The following is a 22,972-nucleotide window of genomic DNA, read 5'->3' as shown; positions in this document are numbered from 1 at the left end:
TTTAAAATAAACAAAAACGATTTCTGGCTAAACGATAAAGTGGTTTCCAAATTAAATGATTAAACATCAAAACATAAATACACATCACAATTGTCCCTAAAATAACTTTAGGAAAATTATTATCTATTATGTTTGTTTGAATATATCCACCTAATCCACTTGCTTTTAAAACAATATTTCCCCAACTTACATACTCTGAAACAACACTAGCATTCCAAGCTCCTCCAGAAGCAGTCACAGCTCCGGTAATATAAAACGGAAATATACTAGGAAGTACTAAACGTCTCCACCACTTCCAACCTGTAAGATTAAAATTATCTGCAACCAAACGAAGATCACTAGGAATATTACTAGCTCCAGCAATAACATTAAATAGTATGTACCATTGCATTCCAAGAATCATTAAAGGAGTCAAAAATATTTCAATATTTAAATGAAAATAAACAATAACAATGACAAATAATGGATAAAATAAATTTGCAGGAATAGAAGAAACAAATTGAATAACAGGCTGAATTTTCTGAGAAAATTTTGGATTTAATCCAATATAAACACCAACAGGTATCCAAATCAAAGAACTTATTATAATCAAAACCAAAACTCGAACACTAGTTATTGCACCAAGCAAACAAACATGAAAAATTTCTATTAAATTAAATTTCATCAAAACAAATTTAATTAGTATACAAATAATTGTTCCTATAAAAATCAAAATAAAAAAATTTAATAACCAATTAATTTGTTTCAAACATAAATACCTAATAAAATTAAATTTTTTTATACATATTTTTTTAATCCAATAAGTATTAATAAAATTATCCCTAAATATACATATTTTCTTGTATATTATCTTTATTAATACTCCACTTCTCATTAAATTAATTAACCATGACTTATATTCATCTTCATTAATACATTGTTTAATTTTAAATTTTTCTGACCAAACAATTAATGGTCTAAATAAAATTTGATCATAAAGAAAAATAATAATAATCATAGCAAAAATAGAATAACAAACAGCCAGTAAATCGCGATATTCAATTGCCAATGCAATATAAGAACCAATTCCAGGTAAATGAATACTATAATGAGCAATAGAAATTGCTTCTGATACCACAACAAAAAACCAACTAGATGACATAGAAATCATTATATTCCATAACAAATTTGAAATAGAAAATGGAACCTCTATCTTCCAAAATTTTTGCCAAGCCGAAAGTTGAAAAATTTCTGCTACTTCTTTTAAATCATTAGGTAATAATCTTAATGACTGATAAAATCCAAGAACAATATTCCAAACTTGAGCTGTAAAAATAGCAAAAATAGAAGCAAACTCTGCACCAAGTAAACATCCTGGAAATAAATAAATAAAACTATTAACAGTGATAGATATAAAACTTAACACAGGTACCGACTGTAATATATCAATTAATGGTATAATAATCTTTTCGGCTTTATTACTTTTTGCAGCAAAAGTTCCAAATATAAAGGTAAATAAAATTGATAATATTAAAGCAATAAACATACGCAATACAGTACGTAATGAATATAATGGCAACTTAAATAAAGAAAGAGAAATCGTTAATTTCTGACCTACCTTATATGGATATACCATTTGCTTCCCAGCTATAATAAATAAAAAACAAATTAAAAAAAACAACAAAAAAAACAATAAATCTGAGCAATTAACAAAATTCTTAATTTTTTCTTTATAAATATAACAAAAACTATTATTATAGTAGCGCACAAAAATAACCTAATTTCATAAAACCTTTGAACCACTAAACTTTAAAAACAACTATATCAACTATTAATATAAACTTATATAAAATATGTCAAAAAACAATTTCATAAAAAAAATTTAATAGATAATTAATTGTTATTAACTAACCTTAATAATAAAAAACAATAACATTACAAATTTTTATTAAAAAATAATATATTAATATTATTCCTAATATTAAATAAACGAATATAATAATTATGTAAAATTTAATATATAAAATATTAAACAAACATTGTTATAATGTACATATTTATTCATATGATTTCAACATAACAATCATTTAATCATATACAAAATCAACTCTTCATTTTTTAAAAAGTCAACTAAAAAATAATATAGAAAAACACAATTATTACAAACCTATAAATTAATAAATTAACTAAACAAAACTTTTATAACCAAAATATTATAATATTTTATTGAAAAACAAATAAAATTCTATTACCTCTTTTTTGAAAAATATAAACTAAAATACCTTTCTGCATCTAAAGCAGCCATAGAACCAAACCCAGAAGCTGTAATTGCTTGTCTATATATAGGATCCATAACATCACCACAAGCAAACACTCCAGAAACAGATGTGGATGTAGCCATTACATCACTATTATTAGTACAATAATTAATATCATTAGTTTTAAAAAAATTAACAACAATATATCCATTTTTATCAATTAACAATTGATCTTTAAATATATTCGTATTTGGTGTAAAACCTATAGCAATAAAAACACCATTAACATCTAAAAATTTAGAATTCTGATTCTTTAAATCATATGCAGTTATTCCATTAACTGTAGATCCATCTCCTAAAATATCAATTACTGTATGATTCCACAATATTTCTATTTTACCATCATCAACCTTTTTAAATAATTTATTCTGCAAAACAAACTCAGCACGTAACACATTCTTTCTATGAATTAAAATCACATGATCAACAATATTCGATAAATATAATGCTTCTTCCACTGCTGTATTCCCCCCTCCAACAACACAAACTCTTTTATTACGAAAAAAATATCCATCACATGTGGCACAAAAAGATACACCATGCCCTAAATATTTTTTTTCTGAACTTATACCTAAAAATCTATGAGAAGAACCTGTAGCAATAATTAAAGCATCACAAAAATAAACATTCTTTTCCCCTTTTAAAAAAAATGGTCTACCCTTTAAATTTACATTAGTGACTCTATCATAAACAATATTCACATTCAACTGTAATACATGGCGTTTTATATTTTCCATTAATTCTGGACCATGAAATTTACTAATATTTCCAGGCCAATTATCAACAGATGTTGTAGTAGTTAACTGACCTCCTGGTTGATCTCCTGCAATAACAATTGGATTTAAATTAGCACGAGCAGCATATATAGCTGCAGTATAACCAGCAGGACCAGAACCAATTATAACCAATGAATATTTATTAACAAAACTATTCATAATTAATTCATATTTTTATTAAATCACAAATAAATATATTATATAGAATATAATAAATACATATATCATTTTTTTATAAAATTTACAATTATGGAAAAACATAAACTTCATTCTCCAAATAACGTTGAAGTAAATCCTAAAAAAAACCTTTTAAAAAAATATTTAAAAGAAACTTACTTACTTTTGACAATTATGTCATCAATATTTATTTTAATATCCTTATATTCCTATAACATTAACAACAATATGAAAAAATATATTCTGAATAAAGAAAACTATAAAAAAATATCTAATTACTGTGGCATTGTAGGATTACACATAGCAAATATATTATATTATCTCTTTGGATATTTTTCTTTTTTTATTCCAATTTGGATATTATATATAACATTTAATTTATTAATTTATAATCATAAAGATATTAAAATCCATCATACTGATATATATATAAAAAATATAGGATTTTTTCTATTTATAATTAGTGGAAATAGTATATTAACTTTAAATTTCCAAAATCAAAATAATGATCTTACTTATCATAAAAACGGAATATTAGGAAAATTTATCTTAAATAATCTAGAAATGCTTTTTAATAAAGAAGGAACCATACTCATACTTACAACAATATTTTTAATTAGCATAAATTTTATCACTAAAATTTCTTGGACTCACCTAATAAAAAAAACTCTATATATTTTATCCAAAATAATAAAATGGACTTTTAAAAAAATAAAAATATTTTTTTTTATTAAAAAAAAAGAACAACTTGAATATACAAAAAAAAATATTATCAATAAAAATACTAATTTTATTATTAAACAAAATAAATTAATAAAAATACATAATAATAATAATAATTCAAAATTAAACCCAATTTTTGAAAAACACTGTAAAAATTATACAAAAAGAAAAACAATAAATTTATCTAACATCATTCCTATAAAAAATAAAAAACAAAATAATTCAAATAAATACATAAAAAACGATAATAAATATATTGCAGAAAAAATTAAAAATACCTTATTGCAATTTAGTATTAAAGCTAATGTAGTTAATATACAACAAGGACCAATTATAACAAGATTTGAACTTCAATTATATTCTGGTACAAAAATAAGAACAATACTATCCTTATCAAAAGACTTGGCAAGATTACTATCAGTAACATCAATAAAAATTATTGAATCCATCCCAAAAAAAACTACCATAGGTTTAGAATTACCAAATAAAATACAAAATACTATAAAACTTTCTGATATCTTACTTTCAAAAGAATATCAAGAATCATATTCTCCAATTACCATAGGATTAGGAGTAAATACAATTGGTAATCCTGTTACTATTGATTTAAAAGAAATGCCTCATATCCTAATTGCAGGAACAACTGGATCAGGAAAATCAATGAATATACATTCTATGATTCTCAGTATTCTTTTAAAATCCACTCCTAAACAAGTTCAATTTATCATGATCGATCCTAAAATAATTGAATTATCTACATATAATCAAATACCACATCTATTAATGCCAGTAATAACAGAAGCAAAAAAAGTATCAACAACTCTTAATTGGATTATTAAAGAAATGAAAAAACGTTTTCATTTAATGAATACTTTAAAAGTACGTAATATAGAAGAATTTAATAAAAAAAATTCTAAAATCAAAAAATATAATTCAAAAAACAAGAAATATTGCATTCAAAACCAAAATATACAAAACAATCTTCCATATATAATAATAATTATTGACGAACTAGCCGACATAATTTTAACAGAAAAAAAAAACATAGAATCATTAATTGTATACATAGCACAAAAATCTAGAGCATCTGGAATACATTTTATAATATCTACACAACGACCATCAGTAAATATATTGACAGGAATTATCAAAGCTAATATCCCAGCACGTATAGCTTTTCAAGTCTCTTCAAAAATCGATTCTTATATTATCTTAGACCAACAGGGAGCCGAACAACTATTAGGAAAAGGAGACATGCTTTACTTATCTCCGCAAAAAAAAATCACAAGAATACATGGACCCATAATTAGTAATCAAGAAATAAATAAAATAATTAACTACTGGATTAATAAAACATATTGATAATTTTATTGTTAATAAACAATCAATCTATATTAAAAACCATATTATTCATAATCATGAATATTATTCTTTTACTTAAAATTCATAAGATCTAAAAAATCTTTTAAATGATCCCTATTTTTTTCCTTTCTTAAATAAAAAAATAAACTCTTCATGGAATATTCATATTCACTCTCAGTTAAAATTCCACGTATTAATTCAAAACGTAAATAAATACAATATGTATTTAACACATCAATTTCACAATAATTTCTAATATCTTTGATATTACCAGAATTAAAAACATCCCAAACCTTTTCTCCACTCATTTTAATCTTACCAGGAAATCCTAACATGGAAGAAATAATATCTAAAGATGTAAAAGCCACATTTTGATATGCAGATAATATATCCATTAAATCAATATGTCGATAATGAAATCTATTTAAATAATTATTCCACCGAAATTCTCTTCTACAACTTCCTATTTCCCAATAAATACGAGATGAAACTTTATGTAATAAAGAACGATAATGAATTACTGGTAAATCAAACCTACAACCATTCCAACTAACTAAAATAGGAACATATTTTTCAATACCAAAAAAAAATCTTTTTAATAATTCTTTTTCATTGGACTGTATAGAACCTAAAGACCACACTTTAACATAATCATCATATTTAAATAATACAGAAATAACAATAATTTTTTGTAAAAAATGAGGAAAAAAACTATGGCCGACACTAGTTTTTCTTAACGCACAAAGTGCCAAAAATACGTTCTCATTTGAAAGACCATTCAAACCATAAATCCTTTTACCCAATTCAATATCAGGAACAGTCTCAATATCAAAAACCATAACATTCATTTATTTATAATTGAATAAAATACTTTTTAATCCTATTCTTAATAACTAATAAAATAACATATAATCCCTAATAAAATTCTCTAAAACTACATTAAAATTAAATGATATTTATATAAAATCATCAAATCAATCAAATATCTTAAAACTACACATTACCTTCCTATTTTAAAACACTTTATATTGCTTTTTCCTATATCAAAATATACAATTTAATAAATACCTATTTTGTACATTAAAAAAATTGATTTTATATACATTCACAATATTTGATAAATATAGACATTTTATCTCAAAATAAACAATAACAACACTATGAATATAATATTATTAGGATTTCCTGGATCTGGGAAAAGCACTCAAGGTAATATGATAGCCAACCATTTTAATTTATTACATATCTCTACCGGAAATATATTAAGATCAAATATAAAACTACTGAATATTAAAAATAATGATTTTAATTTAATAAAAAAAGGAAAATTATTACCAGACAACTTTATTATTAATATGATCATGAAACATATTAAAAATTCTAAAAATAAAAATGGACTTTTATTTGACGGATTTCCAAGAACAATAAATCAAGCGCACTCATTAAAAAAAAAAAACATTCTTATAAATTTTATTATAGAACTTCAAATTCCAGAAAAAGTACTAATAAAACGTATTTCAGGTAGAAGAATCCATCCATCTTCAGGAAGAATTTATCATATAAACTTCAATCCTCCTAAAACTTATGGAATCGATGATATTACAGGAGAACCATTAATACATAGAGAAGATGATCAAGAAAATTCAATTAAAAATAGGTTATATTCATACTATATTAATACAAAACCCATTATAAAATATTATAATAACTGGAAAAAAATAAATTTTTCAAATTTTCCAAAATTTTATAAAATAAATGCAAACAAAGAAAAAGAAGAAATTTTTAAAAAAATTTTGAAATATATTAAAATATAATATAATAAAATCAACAATCAATAAGAAGCATCAATAAAACCCATTAATTATAATTAATATAATTTTAAGTTTATTAATTTTTAATTTTATTTGTTCACTAAAGATAAAAAACACTCTATCTTATTTAACAAAATAAACTTTAAAATTCATTTTTACTAAAAATACTTTTTTTTTAAAAATAAATAATTTATAAAATATTTTCATATTTTTCAGGTATAATAGAAACAACTTAATCAATAATTAAAATTATATTTATATAATGAATATTTCTATTAAAATCAGAAATATATTTCTAATAGGACCAATTGGATCGGGGAAAAGCACAATAGGAAAAATTTTAGCAAAAGAATTAAAATTTGAATTTTATGATTCTGATACTGTTCTTAAAAAAAGAACAGGAGCTGATATATCTTGGATTCTTGATATAGAAGGAATAGATGGATTTAGAAAAAGAGAAAAAAAAATTATAGAAGAATTAACAAAAAAAACTAATATAGTACTAGCAACAGGAGAAGGATCTGTCACAATAACAGAAAATCAATATGCATTAACTTCAAGAGGAACTGTAATATATCTAAAAACTTCCTTACAAGAACAATATGAAAGAACTAAAAAAGACAGTAAACATCCATTACTAAGAGCAAAAAATATAAAAAATCAACTAAAAATCTTAAAAAAAGAAAGAGAACCAATATATATAAAATTATCTGATATAATCTTTGAAACTGATAAACTAACAACAAAAACAGTATCAAATAATATCATAAAATATCTTTATAACAATACATTGTAATCTTCTATAAACAAAAAAACTAAAATAAAAATCTTAAAATAAAAACCAATCAAAATACATTTTTTTAAAAAAAAACTCTATATTAGACTCATAAAACAAAATCAAATAACTAAATAAAATAAATATATCTAATAAAAATAATGAATAAAAATTAAAAGTTATAAATACAAACATTAAACTTAGCCATAAAGATTTTATTTTAAAACTTTAAAAAACAATCATCCTAAATTTACTGTACCGCAATCTTTTTAAAAATAAAAATAAAAACAATTTATTAAATAATACAATAAAATCCCATTTTTTAATTATTTTATTTCAATAAAATACGTTTTATAATAGTAAAATATATAGAAACCAACTTCCCTAAACTTGATACAGAAACTCTTTCATTGACTTGATGAATAGTTTTATTAACTAATCCTAGCTCTATAGTATCTACACCATAGCATGCTATAAATCTAGAATCAGAAACACCACCACAAGTAGAAATATAAGGAAAATTATTTGTTACTTCTTTTATTGATTGAATACCAATATCCAACAAAAATTTACGTTTTAATAACAATGGTCTAGTATTAAATTTCCACTTAATCGAATAACATATATTTCTTTTATCTAAACATAACAATAATATCTTTTTCAATGACTGAAAATTTTGTTGACTCGAAAAACGAAAATTAAAATTAAGTACTAAACTTCCTGGTAAAACATTATTACCACGATTATATCCTTCATCAACCTTAATATATGTAGCCTGAAAAGAAGTTTTTGGAAAAAATTTATCACAGCATTCATCAAACTTTTTATTAGACAACTCAAATAAAATTGAATTTAACTGATGTATTATATTTAAAGAATGATTTGGATATGCAACATGACCTTGTATTCCTTTTAATATTAATTCTCCATTCAACGAACCACGGTGACCTACTTTAATACAATCTCCTACAACATTATTACTAGATGGTTCCCCGACAATACAAAAATCAGGAATAATTCCATTTAATTTTAACCTTTTCATAGCATATGAAGTACCTAAATGAAATTGATCTCCTTCCTCACCACTAGTAATTAAAAATCCTATACTACCATTAAATGTTGAAAAAGAATCAATAAATCTTTTAACTGCAACCATCATAGAAGCAATAGCTCCTTTCATATCAGCAACACCACGACCATAAAACATTCCATTTTTCTCTTTTAAACAAAAAGGAAAATATATCCATTGATTCTCATCCCCAACAGAAACCACATCAGTATGACCTGCAAATACCAACATAGGAGAAGATTTACCAATAAACGCAAAAAAATTAGAAACAGGAAAATTATTAAATTGATAACAACTAAATCCTATACATCTTAAATAATTCATAATATAATTTTGACATCCCATATCATACGGAGTAACAGAAGGAAAACTTATCAATTTTTCTAAAATTATCTTAATATTGTTATTTATACTCATAAAATATCAAATCCCATTACGTAAAATATCATTAATTTTCACTTTACAAAAAGTCTTTTTATCCACCTTTTTTACGATTACAGCACATGATAAACTATAATTTCCATCTCTACTAGGAATACTACCTGGAACTACAACAGATCCACACGGTATGCGACCATAACTAATAGATCCAGTTAATCGATTATAAATTTTAGTACTCTTTCCAATAAAAACTCCCATAGAAATAACCGAATAACTCTCTACAATAACTCCTTCCACTATCTCTGACCTTGCACCTATAAAACAATTATCTTCAATAATAGTAGGACTATCTTGTATAGGTTCTAACACACCACCTATACCAGCCCCTCCGGATATATGAACATTATCACCAATTTGAGCACAAGAACCAATAGTTGCCCATGTATCAATCATAGTTCCTTTTCCAATATAAGCTCCAATATTAATAAAACAAGGCATTAAAACTGAATTATTTCCAATAAAAACTCCATTACGTATAACAGCATGTGGAACAACACGAATATTTCTTTCACTAAACTCTTTCTCTGAAAATTTTAAAAAACGAAATGAAAATTTATCATAGTATTTACAATACTTACAATCAATAATTGAATTTTTATTCAACTTAAAATAAAGAAAAATAGCTTTTTTAACCCAAGAATTAACAATCCATTTTCCAAATTTTTTTTCAGCAACCCTATATTTTCCATTATTTAATCCAAAAACTACATCATCTATTGCTTTAACTATTTGATTAAAAAATTTGTCAGAAGACAATAATAATTTTCGTTTTTTATACCCATATTCTATTATTGATTTTAAATCAAACATTTCTACATTTTCATTCAACTTAAAAAAAATAAACCCATTAATACACCTACATAATACAATCTTTCTAATAAATTTAATACTTTATCTACTTTATTTATAACATATCAATTTTATTTTTCTTTAAAAGAAAAAAACAAAATAATCCTTCATATTCAATGTATTTCAAATTATTTATTAACTTATACATATTTTTTATAAGGAAGATAATTAGGTACCCAAAATGAATTTTCTACAACTTTCTCTATGTCAGAATCAATAATATCAATTCCAGCAATATTTTCAATAATAGCAGTTTCAGCTACAGAAACAGCTATTTTTTTAGATATAAACTGAATTTTATCCAAATATGGTAACAAAGATAAAGAAATATCAATTTTAGAAGGAGAATATCTTCTTAACACTTGTATTGCTGACCAAATCATATTTTCAGATAATCTTCTTGCTTTTACAGAAGAAATTCCCAATCCTATACCAGGAAAAATCACAGCATTATTACATTGAGTAATTTCCAGCAATCTATTTTTATAACAAACTTTCGGGAAAAATGTTCCTGTAGCTACAACTGCCCTACCACAACTCCACTTTATTATATTTTCCGGATATGCTTCAATTTTTTCAATTGGATTTGATAAAGCAAATATAATAGGAAAACTATCTTGCATATATGAACATAAAGACCTAATAATTTTTTCGGAAAAAGCTCCATATTGTCCAGATGTCCCAATTAAAATAGTAGGATGTATCATACGTATAACATTTAATAATGAAAGATTATTTTGAACAAAACAAGGCCATTTCGAAATTTCATAAATTTTACGAGCATAAGGTTTTTGAAAAGCCTTCAATGAAATATCAGAATCTATTAATAAACCTTGTTTATCTATAAGCCATAAACATGAAAATGCTTTTTCCCTAGTAAAACCTAAACGTAACATTGCATCAACAATTTGATTACTTATACCGATTCCAGCAGATCCAGCGCCAAAAATAACAATACGCTGATCTTCTAATTTTTGATTAGTAATATCTAAAGCAGATAATAAAGCTGCTAAAGTAACCGCACCAGTTCCTTGGATATCATCATTAAAAACACATATATCTTTTTTAAATTTATTTAAAATAAAATTTCCATTAATACTACTTAAATCTTCTAAATGTAAAAAAACCTTTGGAAAATATTTTTTTACCTTATCAATAAAACAACAAATAAAACTGTTATAGTCTTCTACCGATACACGCAAATGTCTATATCCTAAATAAAAAATATTATTTAATAAATTAACATTATTTGTACCAACATCTAAAAATACAGGCAATATACGATTAGGATTAATCCCACCACAAACAGTATAAATTATCAGTTTCGCTATAGATATTTCTATCCCACCTATCCCTTGATCTCCTATTCCAAGAACACACTCACCATCTGTAACAACAATAATATCTATATTAGAATATAAAGTATTATTTAAAATCACATCTAGCCTATTAATATCTTCAAAAGAAATATATAAACCATTTCCTCTGCGAAATTCATAATTAAAATTTTCTACAGCCAAACTAATATTTGGAGTATAAATTATATTTATCATTTCATTTAAATAACAAGATAACAATTTATAAAAAAGAACATAATTTTCATTACGTAAATTATTTAAATAAATATACTTTTGAATATTACTTTTATAATTTGAATATTGCAAATAAGCTCTTCTTACTTGTTCTTTTAAGGTTTCAACTCTGTTAGGAAGATTTCCAAATAAAGAAAATATACGACGCTCTTCATTGGTAAATGCAGTTCCTTTATTTAACCAAGGAATACAAAGTAACATTTCTCTTTCCATAGAAGTTTCAAGTACTAATTCATCACTATATTTATTGTATGTTATTCTATAATTTAACATAATCATTAAAATAAAAAAATTAAAACCAAAATTTATAAAAATTAATATTTTTATTTAAAATAAAACTTTTAAAAAACTATTAAAATTTTCTAAATAATTATATGATAATATATATGTAATCTCAAATTTAGATCATTTAAATTTTTAGAATTTATTATAAATTTGAACAAATAAAACTATTTAAAAAAAATAGAAATACAATCCTATTAAAAAAAATATTTTTTATAAAACCATTAATATTAAAAATATCTTATGAAAATATTAATAAGTAACGATGACGGAATATATTCTCCAGGAATTAAATTTCTTAGAAAAGAAATGTCACTTATAGCAGAAACTATTGTTATAGCACCAGATCGAAATTGCAGTGGATATAGTAATGCTTTAACTCTCACAAAACCTTTAAAAATTAATAAATTAAAAAATAATTATTACAGTGTAACTGGCACACCAGTTGATTGTGTTCATCTAGGTCTTACAGGATTAATTAATAAAAAATTTGATATTGTAATATCAGGAATCAATGATCAACCTAATTTAGGGGATGATATCATATATTCCGGAACTATCGCTGCAGCTATGGAAGGAAGATATCTAAAACTTCCAGCAATTTCATTATCAATATCAAAAAACAAAAATGATAATATTTATTATTATAATGTAGCTGCTATTATTGCACGTCAATTAGTAACCAATTTATACGAAAATATTTTCCCACCAAAAACAATACTAAATATAAATGTTCCAAATATTCCGTTAAATAAAATAAAAGGAATAAAAATATCTAGATTAGGAACACGTCATTATCCAAAATCTTTAATTAAAGATTATGATCCAAGAGGAAATAAAATATATTGGATTGGCTTACCTGGACTAAAATCCGACACTGGTCCTGGAACAGATTTTTATGCTATTAAAAATAATTATATTTCTATTACACCAATAAACACAAATCTAACCAATTATAAAATTTTCAATGAATTAAAAATATGGATAAATTCTATCCATATAAAAATATAAAATTATTAAAAATTAATAAAAACTATCTTTCTTTAATCTAATGTATTTAAATATAAATAATACATCTTCAATAGACATATTGCTACTACCACTACCAATAAATTTAGAAAAATATTTATTCATAATATTCGTTTGTATACGTAAAAATGGATTAATCTTTTTTTCTATTCTTAATGTAGACGGTAATGTGCAATACATATTATTTTTTAATAAAAACCTATAATATTTATAAATATAAACATTATCAGATTCCAATTCATAAGCAAAACGTAAATTATTCAATGTATACTCATGAGCACAAAACACTTTAGTATCTTCTGGTAATAGAACCAATCTCATCAGTGAAAAATAAAGTTCTAAATAAGATTCATTATCATTATATACTTTTCCGCAACCTCCAGAAAATAAAGTATCTCCACAAAACAACCACCGTTGATTACATTCATAATAACTAACATGAGTAGCAGTATGACCAGGGGTTTCCATTACAAAAAATTTCCAATCAAAAACATTTAACACATCACCTTCCATTACCGAACAATTTACTACAAACAATTCTTTATCTTTTGGACCAAAAACCAATACATTAGGATAATAACAAATTATCTTTTTAACTCCAAAAATATGATCAATATGTGCATGAGTAATTAAAATAGCACTTATTTTAAAGTTATTTTTCCTAACATAAGATAAAAGATAATCAGAATCTCCTGGATCAACGCAAAAAACATTATTTTTTTTATCTATCCCGACCCAGATATAATTATCTTGTAAAGATTTTATAGGAAAAATTCTCATAAACTTTTTTTTTAAAAAATCTTAAAATTAAAAATCATTATAAAATAATTTTATAAAATTTCTTACTAAAAACCTAAAATTTTTAATGAAAGTAAAATATTCTGCAATAAACTTAATATTGTCATAGGTCCAACACCTCCAGGAACAGGAGTAATCCAAGAAACTTTTCCATTCACAGCATTAAAATCAATATCCCCCCTTAGCTTTCCATCCCTCAACCTATGAATACCAACATCAATAATTATTTGATTAGAACATAACCAATCAACAGATATTACATTAATAACACCAGTAGCTAAAACAACAATATCAGCTTTTTTAACATAATCTTTTAAATTCAATGTTAATCTATTACATACAGTAACCGTAGCTCCAGAATTTAAAAACTCTAAAACAATAGGCCTGCCAACAGTAATAGAAGATCCAACAACTACAACATATTGTTTTCTAATAGAAATTTTATAATAATTTAATAAACTAATAATACCAAAACCGACACAAGGCCTAAACAAAGGATTATTTTGTATTAATTTCCCTATATTATAGGGGTGAAATCCATCAACATCTTTAAAAGGATTAATAGATTCTATAACATTATTAATATTTATCTCTTTAGGCAAAGGAAATTGAATTAAAATTCCACAAAAATTCTTATTATTATTTAAATCTTTAATTAATTCAATTAATTCTTTTTCTGCAATATCAGATGGATTATTAAAAATATAAAAATCGATCCCAATTTTAGAAAAAATTTTACATTTATTTTGGACATAAATTTTAGAAGATTCGCAATTTCCAACCATTACTATAGCTAATCCTGGGAAATTAATTTTCCCATATCTCATTTTCTTTATATTCCACTCAATATTTGATAAATAATTATTTAAAACTTTTTTCCCATCCAAAAACAAAGTTTTCATAATAAAATAATAAAACTTTCACAATACTTTAAAATAAAATCCTATTAAAGATAAACAAAAAACTTTTTTTTAATAAAACTATTTTATATAAAAAATACTTAATAAGTATAAATGAAAAAAATATCAAAAAAAAAGAAAGGAAAAAATAAAATTTAAATATATAATAATTATTACCATCTCTTTAGGTGTTTTATTTAAATTCCTTAATTTAAATAAACAATATATTAACCAAAACTTATCTTTTTTAAAACAAAATATTCTTATTCATAAATATTAATATTTGTATTATGAACATAAGTAGTAATAAAATAAATAACAATTATTTTATTAAATTTAAATATGTTAATTTAACAAATCAAATACTACTATAAAACAACCATAAAATATCTAAATAAAAAAATAAAAACTTTTATAATATAAATTCAATCTATTTTATAAAATCAAAAATTTTTATGATAAAATTTACAAAAATTTATTGATATAAAATCAACAATGAAAAAAAACAATAACAATAATTTTATCAAACAAATAGTTAAAAACTATTTATTAAAAAACAAAAATAAAAAAATAATAACAAGATTTCCTCCGGAACCTAATGGCTATCTACATATTGGTCATGCAAAATCTATATTTCTTAATTTTAATATTGCTAAAGAATTTAAAGGAAAATTCCATATACGTTTTGATGACACAAATCCTAAAACAGAAACTTCAGAATTTGCAAAGAATATAATAAAAGATATCAAATGGTTGGGTTTTAAATCCTTTTCAATAAAATATTCCTCAAATTACTACTATCAACTATATAAATACGCCATTCATTTAATTAAATCAGGAAAAGCATATGTCGATAGTTTAAACTCAGAAGAAATACAAAAATATAGAGGAACTATAAACTATCCAGGTATTAATAGTCCCTACAGAAACAGATCAATATCAGAAAATCTATCTTTATTCTTACAGATGAAATCCGGAAAGTTTCCTAATGGATCTCATGTATTACGTGCAAAAATAAATATGAAATCTCCAAATATAAACCTTAGAGATCCTATCCTGTATAGAATTTGTCATACATCACATCCAAAAACTAAAAAAAAATGGTGTATTTACCCTATGTACGACTATGCACAACCAATATCAGATTCCATAGAAAATATTACACATTCATTATGTACTTTAGAATTTCAAGATCATAAAAAACTATATAATTGGTTTATAAAAAATCTACCTATTACATCGTCTATACCAACCCAAATTGAATTCTCTAAACTTTCTTTAACTCATACTTTAACAAGCAAAAGAAAAATAAAATCTTTAATAGAAAAAAATATTGTTTCAGGTTGGAATGATCCTAGATTGCCCACAATATGTGGAATGAGAAAAAGGGGGTACCCAGCATCATCAATTAAACAATTTTGCGAATCACTAGGAATTTCTAAAAGCGAATCTATTATTGATTATTCAATTTTAGAACAATATGTAAGAAATGATCTAAATAAAATAGCAAAAAGAGCATTTTGTGTAATCAATCCATTAAAAATAATCATAACAAACTATCCGAATCATAAAATAGAAGAATTTAACGCTACATATTATCCACAAAAAAAATGTTTAACAAAAGATCGTATAATCCCGTTCAGTAAAGAATTATATATCGAAAAAAATGACTTTATAGAAAACCCACCAAAAAAATATTTTCGTTTATCAATGATAAATGAAGTACGATTAAAATATTCATATACAATCCGTTGTACAGAAATAATCCGTGATAAAAATGGAGAAATAATTGAATTACACTGTACATATGATAAAAATTCTCTTAAAAAAAATATTCACAATAAAAAAAATAAAGGAATTATTCACTGGGTTTCTATTGCACATGCACATAAAGTTAATATCATTCAATACAACAAATTATTCATAAACAAAAATCCCAATTCTGAAAAAAACTTTTTAAAATTCTTAAATCCATACTCAATGATAATAAAAACTGGATGGTGCGAACCATCATTAACAAACCAACCAATTAATGAAATCTTTCAATTTGAAAGAATAGGATATTATCAAGTCAAAAAAACAAAATTAAACAAAACCTCTACTTTTCACAGAATTGTAGATCTCAAAAACAAATGGAATATACAAAAAGGAACATCTTAATGTTATATCTATATAACTCTCTAACAAATAAAAAAGAACTATTTAAACCAATTACTCCTAAAAAAATACAAATATACGTTTGTGGCATAACTGTATATAACCATTGTCACTTAGGACATGCAAGAACAATGATAGTATTCGATACAATTATTCGATTTTTAAAATTTAAAGGATTTACTATAAACTACATACGTAATATAACAGATATAGATGATAAAATTATTGCTAAAGCTAAAGAAAAAAATATTTCTATATATAAATTGACAAATAATTACATAAAAAAATTACGAAAAGATACTAAAAATTTAAATTTAATAAAACCTAATAAGGAACCAAGAGCTAGTCAATATATAAAAAATATTATTAACATAATAAACAAACTTATTAAAAAGGGATATGCTTATACAGATCATGATGGAAATGTATACTTCAAAGTAAGCAATTTCAAAGAATATGGAAAATTATCTAAAAAAAATATTTCAAAGCTCATTGTTGGATCAAGAATAAATATTATAAAAAATAAAAAATCTCCACTGGATTTCGCATTATGGAAAAAATCCAAAAAAAATGAACCAAATTGGCCATCCCCATGGGGAAATGGAAGACCTGGATGGCATATAGAATGCTCAACAATGATTATGAAAGAAATAGGATCCCAATGTGATATCCATGGAGGAGGAATAGATTTACAATTTCCACATCATGAAAACGAAATAGCACAAAGCGAAGCAATAAATAACAAAATACCATCTAACTATTGGATTCATGTTGGACTGTTAACTACAAACAATAAAAAAATGTCAAACTCTATAAAAAATACTTTAACTATCCAAAAAATCTTACAAAAATACCATCCAAATACTATCAGATATTTCTTTTTAAGCAGTCACTATAGAAGTCCTTTAACCTACAATGAAAAAGAATTGCAAAAATCGAAAACATCTCTAAATAATTTATATAAATGTCTAAGACATATAACAACAAAACATAATACATTAAATCAACATTGGATTGAAAAATTCCAAACAGCAATGAATAATGATTTTAATACACCAAAAGTATTGTCTATTTTATTTGAATTAAAAACTGACATTAATAAAACACATTCTCCAAATCTTGCAATAACTCTACGATATTTAATGTCATTACTAGGATTAGTAATACCTAAAATACACATCAATAAAACAAAATCAAAACATCTATTTACCAATAAAAACAATCAATACATAAAATATTTACTAAAAACACGAGAAAAAGCAAGAAAAGAAAAGAATTGGGAAAAAGCAGATAATATTAGAAATAAATTAACAAAACTAAATATAAAAATAGAAGATAATATTAACACTACAAAATGGTTTAAAATCTCTAAATAAATTCTATTAAAAATTAGAATAACATTTTTTAATTTTAATACAACAAATTAATGGTACATCTAAAAAAAATAAACAAAAACCTACATATTGAAAAATATATAACATATATATATACTACTATTAATAAAATTAATTTAATAATTATATTTAACTAAAATTCAATACTTTTTTTTTTAAAATCTTAATATAAACATTAAAATACACAATATTATGAACTGCTTATTTTGCAAAATAATTAATAAAAAAGTTAAATCAAACATTATTTTACAAACATCAACAATTATTATTTTACAAGATATAAAACCTCAAGCACCTATACATTTACTCATTATACCAATAAAACATATATCAACTATAAATGAAATAAATCAAGAAAATATATACATCATTAACGATATTATATTAAACGCAAAATTAATTGCTGAAAAAAAACAAATAAATCAAAAAGGCTATAGATTAATATTTAATATTAATAAACAAGGAGGTCAAAAAATAAATCATGTACATTTACACTTATTGGCAGGACGTCAAATGAAATGGCCTCCAGGATAAAATGCAAGAATTATATAAAAAAATCTTAGAAACTATCGGGGAAGATTTAAAAAGAGACGGATTAAAAAAAACACCAGAACGAGCAGCAAAAACTTTTCGTTATCTTACCAGTGGATATAAAAAAGATCTTAAAAAAATAATTAACAATTCTATCTTCCAATCTGAAATCAAAGACCTAATTCTTATTAAAAAAATAAAAATATATTCTATATGCGAACATCATTTATTACCATTTTTAGGATATTGTCATATTGGTTATATACCAAATGGAAAAATATTGGGTATATCTAAAATAATAGAAATTATCGAATACTATTCCAGACGTTTACAAATACAAGAACGATTGACTACAGAAATAGCTAACTACATTTCACACATTTTAAAAGCAAAAGGAGTTGGAGTAATGATTGAAGCTAAACATTTATGCATAGAAATGAGAAACTTTAAAAAACAAAATCCTTATTTAACAACACTATCTATGACTGATGAAATAAAAAATAAACCCCATAAAAGAAATGAATTCCTTACACTAATAAAATAAAATATTTTTTACAATAATTTTTCTAAACAACTATTGTTCTCTTTTCCCTACTTATTTAATATCTCTGATATAACTACTCCTATATGCTCTGGAGAATAAACAACATTAACACCAACATTTTCTAAAGCAAAACATTTGTCTTTAGCCATACCTTTTCCATTAGATATTATAGCTCCAGCATGACCCATACGTTTATTATAAGGAGCAGTTACGCCTGCTATATATGCTACAACTGGCTTTTTGATATATCTCTTAATAAAATCTGCAGCTTTTTCCTCTAAAGATCCACCAATTTCCCCAATTAATACAATTAAATCAGTTCTACTATCTTTTTCAAATAAATATAGAACATCAACAAAATCCATTCCTATAATTGGATCTCCACCTATTCCAACACAAGTACTTTGCCCAAATCCACTATCAGTAATACACTTAACTGCTTCATATGTTAAAGTTCCAGATCTAGATATAACTCCTATATTTCCAGATTTATGAATAAATCCTGGCATAATACCTATTTTACATTCTCCTGGAGTTATAACTCCAGGACAATTAGGTCCAATAAAATTTATTTTCTTATTTAACTTTAAATAATACTTAATTTCTAACATATCTAAAATAGGTATACCTTCAGTAATACAAACAATTAGCTTAATATTAGATTCTATCGCTTCTAAAATCGAATCCTTACAAAAAGGAGCTGGAACATAAATAACAGAAGCATTAGCATTAGTTTCTTCAACTGCTTCTAAAACAGTATTAAACACTGGTAATCCCAAATGATTACATCCACCTTTTCCTGGAGTAACACCACCTACAAATTTAGTACCATACTCAATTGATTTTTTACAATGAAAAGTTCCCTGCTTCCCAGTAAAACCCTGACAAATAACTTTTGTATTTTTATCAATCAATATACTCATTTCAGCAATATTCCTAATTGATTTATTTTAATTATAATTAAATTTCTTAATTTACTTTATATAGTAAGATCAACAATCTTCTTTATAGCATCAGTTATATCAATAAAACTAATAACGTTTGCAAAACCAAATTTTTTCAATAAATTAAAAGCTACATCAGAATTATTTCCATTAAATCTAATCACAATAGGTATATCAATACAAATATTTTTGATAGCAAATATTATACCGTCAGCAATAATATCGCACCGAACAATGCCACCAAAAATATTAATCAATATACCTTTTATTTTTTTATCTGAAAAAATAATTTTAAACGCTTCAACTACTTGATCTCTTGTTACACTACCACCTACATCTAAAAAGTTAGCAGGAATACCTCCATAAAACTTAATCATATCCATTGTTGCCATAGCTAAACCAGCTCCATTTACCATACAACCTATATTTCCATTTAAAGAAATATAATTTAAATTCCATTTCGATGCCCAACTCTCTTTATATTCTTCTTGCTTAATATCTCTCATATCTTTTAAATAACTTTGACGATATAAAGCATTATCATCTACTCGTATTTTTCCATCTAAACATATATATTCATGGTTATTCGTTAAAACTAAAGGATTAATTTCTAACAAAGATAAATCATACTTAAAAAACATATCACTAATTTTCTCAATTAAAAAAATAAAATCTTTTAATAATTCACCTTGTAAACCTAATTTAAACGCAATAAATCGCAACTGAAATGGCATAATCCTTAAAAAAGGATCTACACAAATTTTAAAAATTTTTCCTGAATCTTTTTTAACAGACTCTTCAATATCCATTCCTCCAAAACTAGATACCATTAAAATAATTTTTTGCTTAAAATTATCTATGGTAATTCCTAAATAAAATTCTTTCTTAATCTTATTAACTTTTTCTTCTAATAAAATTTTTTCTACAGGAAAAACTAAATGAGATTCTTTTCCAATCAACAACTTTTTATGCAACAAAGAATTAACTGCATTAACCATATCCAATTTATTATTTGATACAAATTTTATCCCACCATTTTTTCCTCTCTCACCAGAATGAACTTGGGCCTTAATAACCCATTCCGATATAAAATCATATTTTGAAATAAATAATAAAGCCTCATCTACATTAAAAATAACCTTTCCAACGGGAACTTGTAAACCAAAATCAACAAATAATTGTTTAGATTGATATTCATGTAAATTCATTATTTTTTCTCTCTTTTATAAAATCCATAATTTAAATTTCTAACAATAAACATGCAGGATCCTCTAAAAATTTTTTTATGGAAAGAACAAATTGTATAGAATCCTTTCCATCAATTAAACGATGATCATAAGAAAAAGCAATATACATCATAGGTCTTATAACAATTTTCCCATATTCAACAATAGGACGATCCTCAATTTTATGCATTCCTAATATTCCAGATTGAGGAGGATTAATAATAGGAGTTGATAATAAAGAACCAAAAACACCACCATTGGTAATAGTAAATGTACCACCATTCATTTCTTCAATAGTTAATTTATTTTCTATAACTTTATTAACAAAATCTTTAATAGCATTTTCTATACCAGCAATATTCATTGTATCTACATTTCTCAACACTGGAACAACTAATCCTCTTTTACTAGATATTGCAACACCAATATTATAATAATTATGATAAACAATATCATTACCATCAATAAAAGCATTGATGATAGGATATTTCTTTAAAGATTCTACAACAGCTTTAATAAACAAAGAAATTAATCCTAATTTAACATTATATTTTTTTTCAAAACTTTCTTTATATTTATTTCTTAAATTAACAATTGCATTTAAATTGATTTCATTAAAAGTTGTTAACATAGCAAAATTATTTTTAACATAAAGTAATCTCTCAGAAATCTTAGACCGAATACTATTCATTGGAACTCTTATTTCTTCATTTTTGTTTAATAAAAATGAATTTATACCAATATCATTATTAGTGTAACCTTTTTTATCTTTCTTTAAAATCCTATCTATATCTCTATCAGAACAAACATCATTTTTTTTAGAAGAACTTTGATTATCTAAATGAAAAACATCATTTGAATACAAACCTTTAATTTTCATTAACCTCCTTCGGGAAGGAGACATAATATTTTTGTTCATTCTATTTAAACTCTTATTAATTATGACATCACAATCTTTATTAATATCTTCTGTTAATCCTTTTTTTGTATTATCCAAAGATAATTTATGATTAGTATCATTAATCTCAATATATGCCAATAAATCATTAGACAAAACCTTATCACCTATAGAAAAAAAAATTTCTTTCAATATTCCATTTACAGATGATGGAACTTCTAAAACAATTTTATCTGTTTCTAAATCAACAATATTTTCACTACAAACTACTTTATCACCTATTTTTTTATGAAAAGCTATTACTGTTGCTTCTAAAACTGATTCTGGCAATAAAGGAACTTTAACTTCAAATAACATTTTTAAAAACCTTTATATTCAAAAATATAATTTATTACTAA

Annotated in this window: 19 protein-coding genes; 8 read left to right on the top strand and 11 right to left on the bottom strand. The window is 23.8% G+C overall.

Annotated features, from left to right (window positions below):
• Window position 1: 1 nt before the first annotated feature.
• Window positions 2–1,615, bottom strand: coding sequence for an ABC transporter permease (locus tag RQL38_RS01805; RefSeq protein WP_338522004.1), 1,614 nt, complete (start codon window positions 1,613–1,615; stop codon window positions 2–4).
• 612 nt (window positions 1,616–2,227) lie between these two features.
• Window positions 2,228–3,232: a thioredoxin-disulfide reductase gene (trxB, locus tag RQL38_RS01800; protein ID WP_338521327.1), complete on the bottom strand. Its 1,005-nt coding sequence runs from the start codon at window positions 3,230–3,232 to the stop codon at window positions 2,228–2,230.
• A 90-nt stretch (window positions 3,233–3,322) separates the two neighbouring features.
• On the opposite strand from trxB, the gene RQL38_RS01795 reads away from it, so the two are divergent.
• Entirely contained in the window at window positions 3,323–5,335 is a 2,013-nt protein-coding gene (locus RQL38_RS01795) for a DNA translocase FtsK (protein WP_338521326.1), read from the top strand.
• Window positions 5,336–5,406: 71 nt separating this feature from the next.
• On the opposite strand, the gene RQL38_RS01790 is transcribed toward RQL38_RS01795, so the two are convergent.
• Window positions 5,407–6,183: a 3'-5' exonuclease gene (locus RQL38_RS01790; protein ID WP_338521325.1), complete on the bottom strand. Its 777-nt coding sequence runs from the start codon at window positions 6,181–6,183 to the stop codon at window positions 5,407–5,409.
• 312 nt (window positions 6,184–6,495) lie between these two features.
• Here RQL38_RS01790 and RQL38_RS01785 point away from each other — a divergent pair, with 312 nt between their 5' ends.
• Both RQL38_RS01785 and aroK read left to right on the top strand, forming a co-directional pair.
• Complete coding sequence (locus tag RQL38_RS01785) at window positions 6,496–7,149, top strand: nucleoside monophosphate kinase (RefSeq protein ID WP_338521324.1); 654 nt, start codon at window positions 6,496–6,498, stop codon at window positions 7,147–7,149.
• Window positions 7,150–7,408: 259 nt separating this feature from the next.
• Window positions 7,409–7,942 (top strand): shikimate kinase AroK, encoded by a 534-nt coding sequence (gene aroK / locus RQL38_RS01780; protein ID WP_338521323.1) that lies wholly within the window; start codon window positions 7,409–7,411, stop codon window positions 7,940–7,942.
• A 310-nt stretch (window positions 7,943–8,252) separates the two neighbouring features.
• Here the strand turns inward: aroK and dapE are convergent, their stop codons facing one another.
• The 3 genes from dapE to RQL38_RS01765 all read right to left on the bottom strand — a co-directional run bounded on the left by dapE (window position 8,253) and on the right by RQL38_RS01765 (window position 12,145).
• On the bottom strand, window positions 8,253–9,407 hold the full coding sequence (gene dapE, locus RQL38_RS01775) for a succinyl-diaminopimelate desuccinylase (protein WP_338521322.1): 1,155 nt from the start codon (window positions 9,405–9,407) through the stop codon (window positions 8,253–8,255).
• Window positions 9,408–9,413: 6 nt separating this feature from the next.
• A complete protein-coding gene (gene dapD / locus RQL38_RS01770; RefSeq protein ID WP_338522002.1) occupies window positions 9,414–10,241 on the bottom strand; it encodes a 2,3,4,5-tetrahydropyridine-2,6-dicarboxylate N-succinyltransferase in 828 nt (275 codons plus the stop codon).
• Between the two features lie 179 nt (window positions 10,242–10,420).
• Window positions 10,421–12,145: an NAD-dependent malic enzyme gene (locus RQL38_RS01765; RefSeq protein WP_338521321.1), complete on the bottom strand. Its 1,725-nt coding sequence runs from the start codon at window positions 12,143–12,145 to the stop codon at window positions 10,421–10,423.
• A 252-nt stretch (window positions 12,146–12,397) separates the two neighbouring features.
• Here RQL38_RS01765 and surE point away from each other — a divergent pair, with 252 nt between their 5' ends.
• On the top strand, window positions 12,398–13,165 hold the full coding sequence (gene surE, locus RQL38_RS01760) for a 5'/3'-nucleotidase SurE (RefSeq protein ID WP_338521320.1): 768 nt from the start codon (window positions 12,398–12,400) through the stop codon (window positions 13,163–13,165).
• Window positions 13,166–13,177: 12 nt separating this feature from the next.
• On the opposite strand, the gene gloB is transcribed toward surE, so the two are convergent.
• Both gloB and RQL38_RS01750 read right to left on the bottom strand, forming a co-directional pair.
• Entirely contained in the window at window positions 13,178–13,963 is a 786-nt protein-coding gene (gene gloB, locus RQL38_RS01755; RefSeq protein WP_338521319.1) for a hydroxyacylglutathione hydrolase, read from the bottom strand.
• Window positions 13,964–14,028: 65 nt separating this feature from the next.
• Window positions 14,029–14,883, bottom strand: coding sequence for a bifunctional 5,10-methylenetetrahydrofolate dehydrogenase/5,10-methenyltetrahydrofolate cyclohydrolase (locus RQL38_RS01750; RefSeq protein ID WP_338521318.1), 855 nt, complete (start codon window positions 14,881–14,883; stop codon window positions 14,029–14,031).
• Between the two features lie 492 nt (window positions 14,884–15,375).
• Here RQL38_RS01750 and RQL38_RS01745 point away from each other — a divergent pair, with 492 nt between their 5' ends.
• The 4 genes from RQL38_RS01745 (at window position 15,376) to folE (ending at window position 19,506) form a co-directional block, all read left to right on the top strand.
• Window positions 15,376–17,040, top strand: coding sequence for a glutamine--tRNA ligase/YqeY domain fusion protein (locus tag RQL38_RS01745; RefSeq protein WP_338521317.1), 1,665 nt, complete (start codon window positions 15,376–15,378; stop codon window positions 17,038–17,040).
• On the top strand, window positions 17,040–18,413 hold the full coding sequence (gene cysS / locus RQL38_RS01740) for a cysteine--tRNA ligase (protein ID WP_338521316.1): 1,374 nt from the start codon (window positions 17,040–17,042) through the stop codon (window positions 18,411–18,413). Before RQL38_RS01745 ends, cysS begins: the two co-directional genes overlap by 1 nt.
• A 210-nt stretch (window positions 18,414–18,623) precedes the next feature.
• Complete coding sequence (locus tag RQL38_RS01735) at window positions 18,624–18,965, top strand: HIT domain-containing protein (RefSeq protein WP_338521315.1); 342 nt, start codon at window positions 18,624–18,626, stop codon at window positions 18,963–18,965.
• Between the two features lies 1 nt (window position 18,966).
• A complete protein-coding gene (gene folE / locus RQL38_RS01730) occupies window positions 18,967–19,506 on the top strand; it encodes a GTP cyclohydrolase I FolE (protein WP_338521314.1) in 540 nt (179 codons plus the stop codon).
• 47 nt (window positions 19,507–19,553) lie between these two features.
• Here the strand turns inward: folE and sucD are convergent, their stop codons facing one another.
• The 3 genes from sucD to odhB are packed head-to-tail and all read right to left on the bottom strand — an operon-like array spanning window position 19,554 to window position 22,931.
• Window positions 19,554–20,429 carry a succinate--CoA ligase subunit alpha gene (gene sucD, locus RQL38_RS01725; protein ID WP_338521313.1) on the bottom strand — a complete coding sequence of 292 codons (876 nt, stop codon included), beginning with the start codon at window positions 20,427–20,429 and terminating at the stop codon, window positions 19,554–19,556.
• A gap of 56 nt (window positions 20,430–20,485) precedes the next feature.
• Window positions 20,486–21,658, bottom strand: coding sequence for an ADP-forming succinate--CoA ligase subunit beta (gene sucC, locus RQL38_RS01720; RefSeq protein WP_338521312.1), 1,173 nt, complete (start codon window positions 21,656–21,658; stop codon window positions 20,486–20,488).
• 31 nt (window positions 21,659–21,689) lie between these two features.
• Complete coding sequence (odhB, locus tag RQL38_RS01715) at window positions 21,690–22,931, bottom strand: dihydrolipoyllysine-residue succinyltransferase (RefSeq protein ID WP_338521311.1); 1,242 nt, start codon at window positions 22,929–22,931, stop codon at window positions 21,690–21,692.
• Between the last annotated feature and the right edge of the window lie 41 nt (window positions 22,932–22,972).

The sequence above is a fragment of the Candidatus Legionella polyplacis genome (assembly GCF_037013735.1).
Lineage (GTDB): Bacteria > Pseudomonadota > Gammaproteobacteria > Legionellales > Legionellaceae > Legionella_E > Legionella_E polyplacis_A.
The sequence above is the reverse complement of the archived record's forward strand: the minus strand, read 5'-3'. Positions and strand labels throughout refer to the sequence as shown.

Excerpts from the sequence above, each read along its gene's own strand:
- RQL38_RS01805 (WP_338522004.1), bottom strand. The coding sequence starts at position 1,615 with ATGGTATATCCATATAAGGTAGGTCAGAAATTAACGATTTCTCTTTCT.
- trxB (WP_338521327.1), bottom strand. The coding sequence starts at position 3,232 with ATGAATAGTTTTGTTAATAAATATTCATTGGTTATAATTGGTTCTGGT.
- RQL38_RS01795 (WP_338521326.1), top strand. The coding sequence starts at position 3,323 with ATGGAAAAACATAAACTTCATTCTCCAAATAACGTTGAAGTAAATCCT.
- RQL38_RS01790 (WP_338521325.1), bottom strand. The coding sequence starts at position 6,183 with ATGAATGTTATGGTTTTTGATATTGAGACTGTTCCTGATATTGAATTG.
- RQL38_RS01785 (WP_338521324.1), top strand. The coding sequence starts at position 6,496 with ATGAATATAATATTATTAGGATTTCCTGGATCTGGGAAAAGCACTCAA.
- aroK (WP_338521323.1), top strand. The coding sequence starts at position 7,409 with ATGAATATTTCTATTAAAATCAGAAATATATTTCTAATAGGACCAATT.
- dapE (WP_338521322.1), bottom strand. The coding sequence starts at position 9,407 with ATGAGTATAAATAACAATATTAAGATAATTTTAGAAAAATTGATAAGT.
- dapD (WP_338522002.1), bottom strand. The coding sequence starts at position 10,241 with ATGTTTGATTTAAAATCAATAATAGAATATGGGTATAAAAAACGAAAA.
- RQL38_RS01765 (WP_338521321.1), bottom strand. The coding sequence starts at position 12,145 with ATGTTAAATTATAGAATAACATACAATAAATATAGTGATGAATTAGTA.
- surE (WP_338521320.1), top strand. The coding sequence starts at position 12,398 with ATGAAAATATTAATAAGTAACGATGACGGAATATATTCTCCAGGAATT.
- gloB (WP_338521319.1), bottom strand. The coding sequence starts at position 13,963 with ATGAGAATTTTTCCTATAAAATCTTTACAAGATAATTATATCTGGGTC.
- RQL38_RS01750 (WP_338521318.1), bottom strand. The coding sequence starts at position 14,883 with ATGAAAACTTTGTTTTTGGATGGGAAAAAAGTTTTAAATAATTATTTA.
- RQL38_RS01745 (WP_338521317.1), top strand. The coding sequence starts at position 15,376 with ATGAAAAAAAACAATAACAATAATTTTATCAAACAAATAGTTAAAAAC.
- cysS (WP_338521316.1), top strand. The coding sequence starts at position 17,040 with ATGTTATATCTATATAACTCTCTAACAAATAAAAAAGAACTATTTAAA.
- RQL38_RS01735 (WP_338521315.1), top strand. The coding sequence starts at position 18,624 with ATGAACTGCTTATTTTGCAAAATAATTAATAAAAAAGTTAAATCAAAC.
- folE (WP_338521314.1), top strand. The coding sequence starts at position 18,967 with ATGCAAGAATTATATAAAAAAATCTTAGAAACTATCGGGGAAGATTTA.
- sucD (WP_338521313.1), bottom strand. The coding sequence starts at position 20,429 with ATGAGTATATTGATTGATAAAAATACAAAAGTTATTTGTCAGGGTTTT.
- sucC (WP_338521312.1), bottom strand. The coding sequence starts at position 21,658 with ATGAATTTACATGAATATCAATCTAAACAATTATTTGTTGATTTTGGT.
- odhB (WP_338521311.1), bottom strand. The coding sequence starts at position 22,931 with ATGTTATTTGAAGTTAAAGTTCCTTTATTGCCAGAATCAGTTTTAGAA.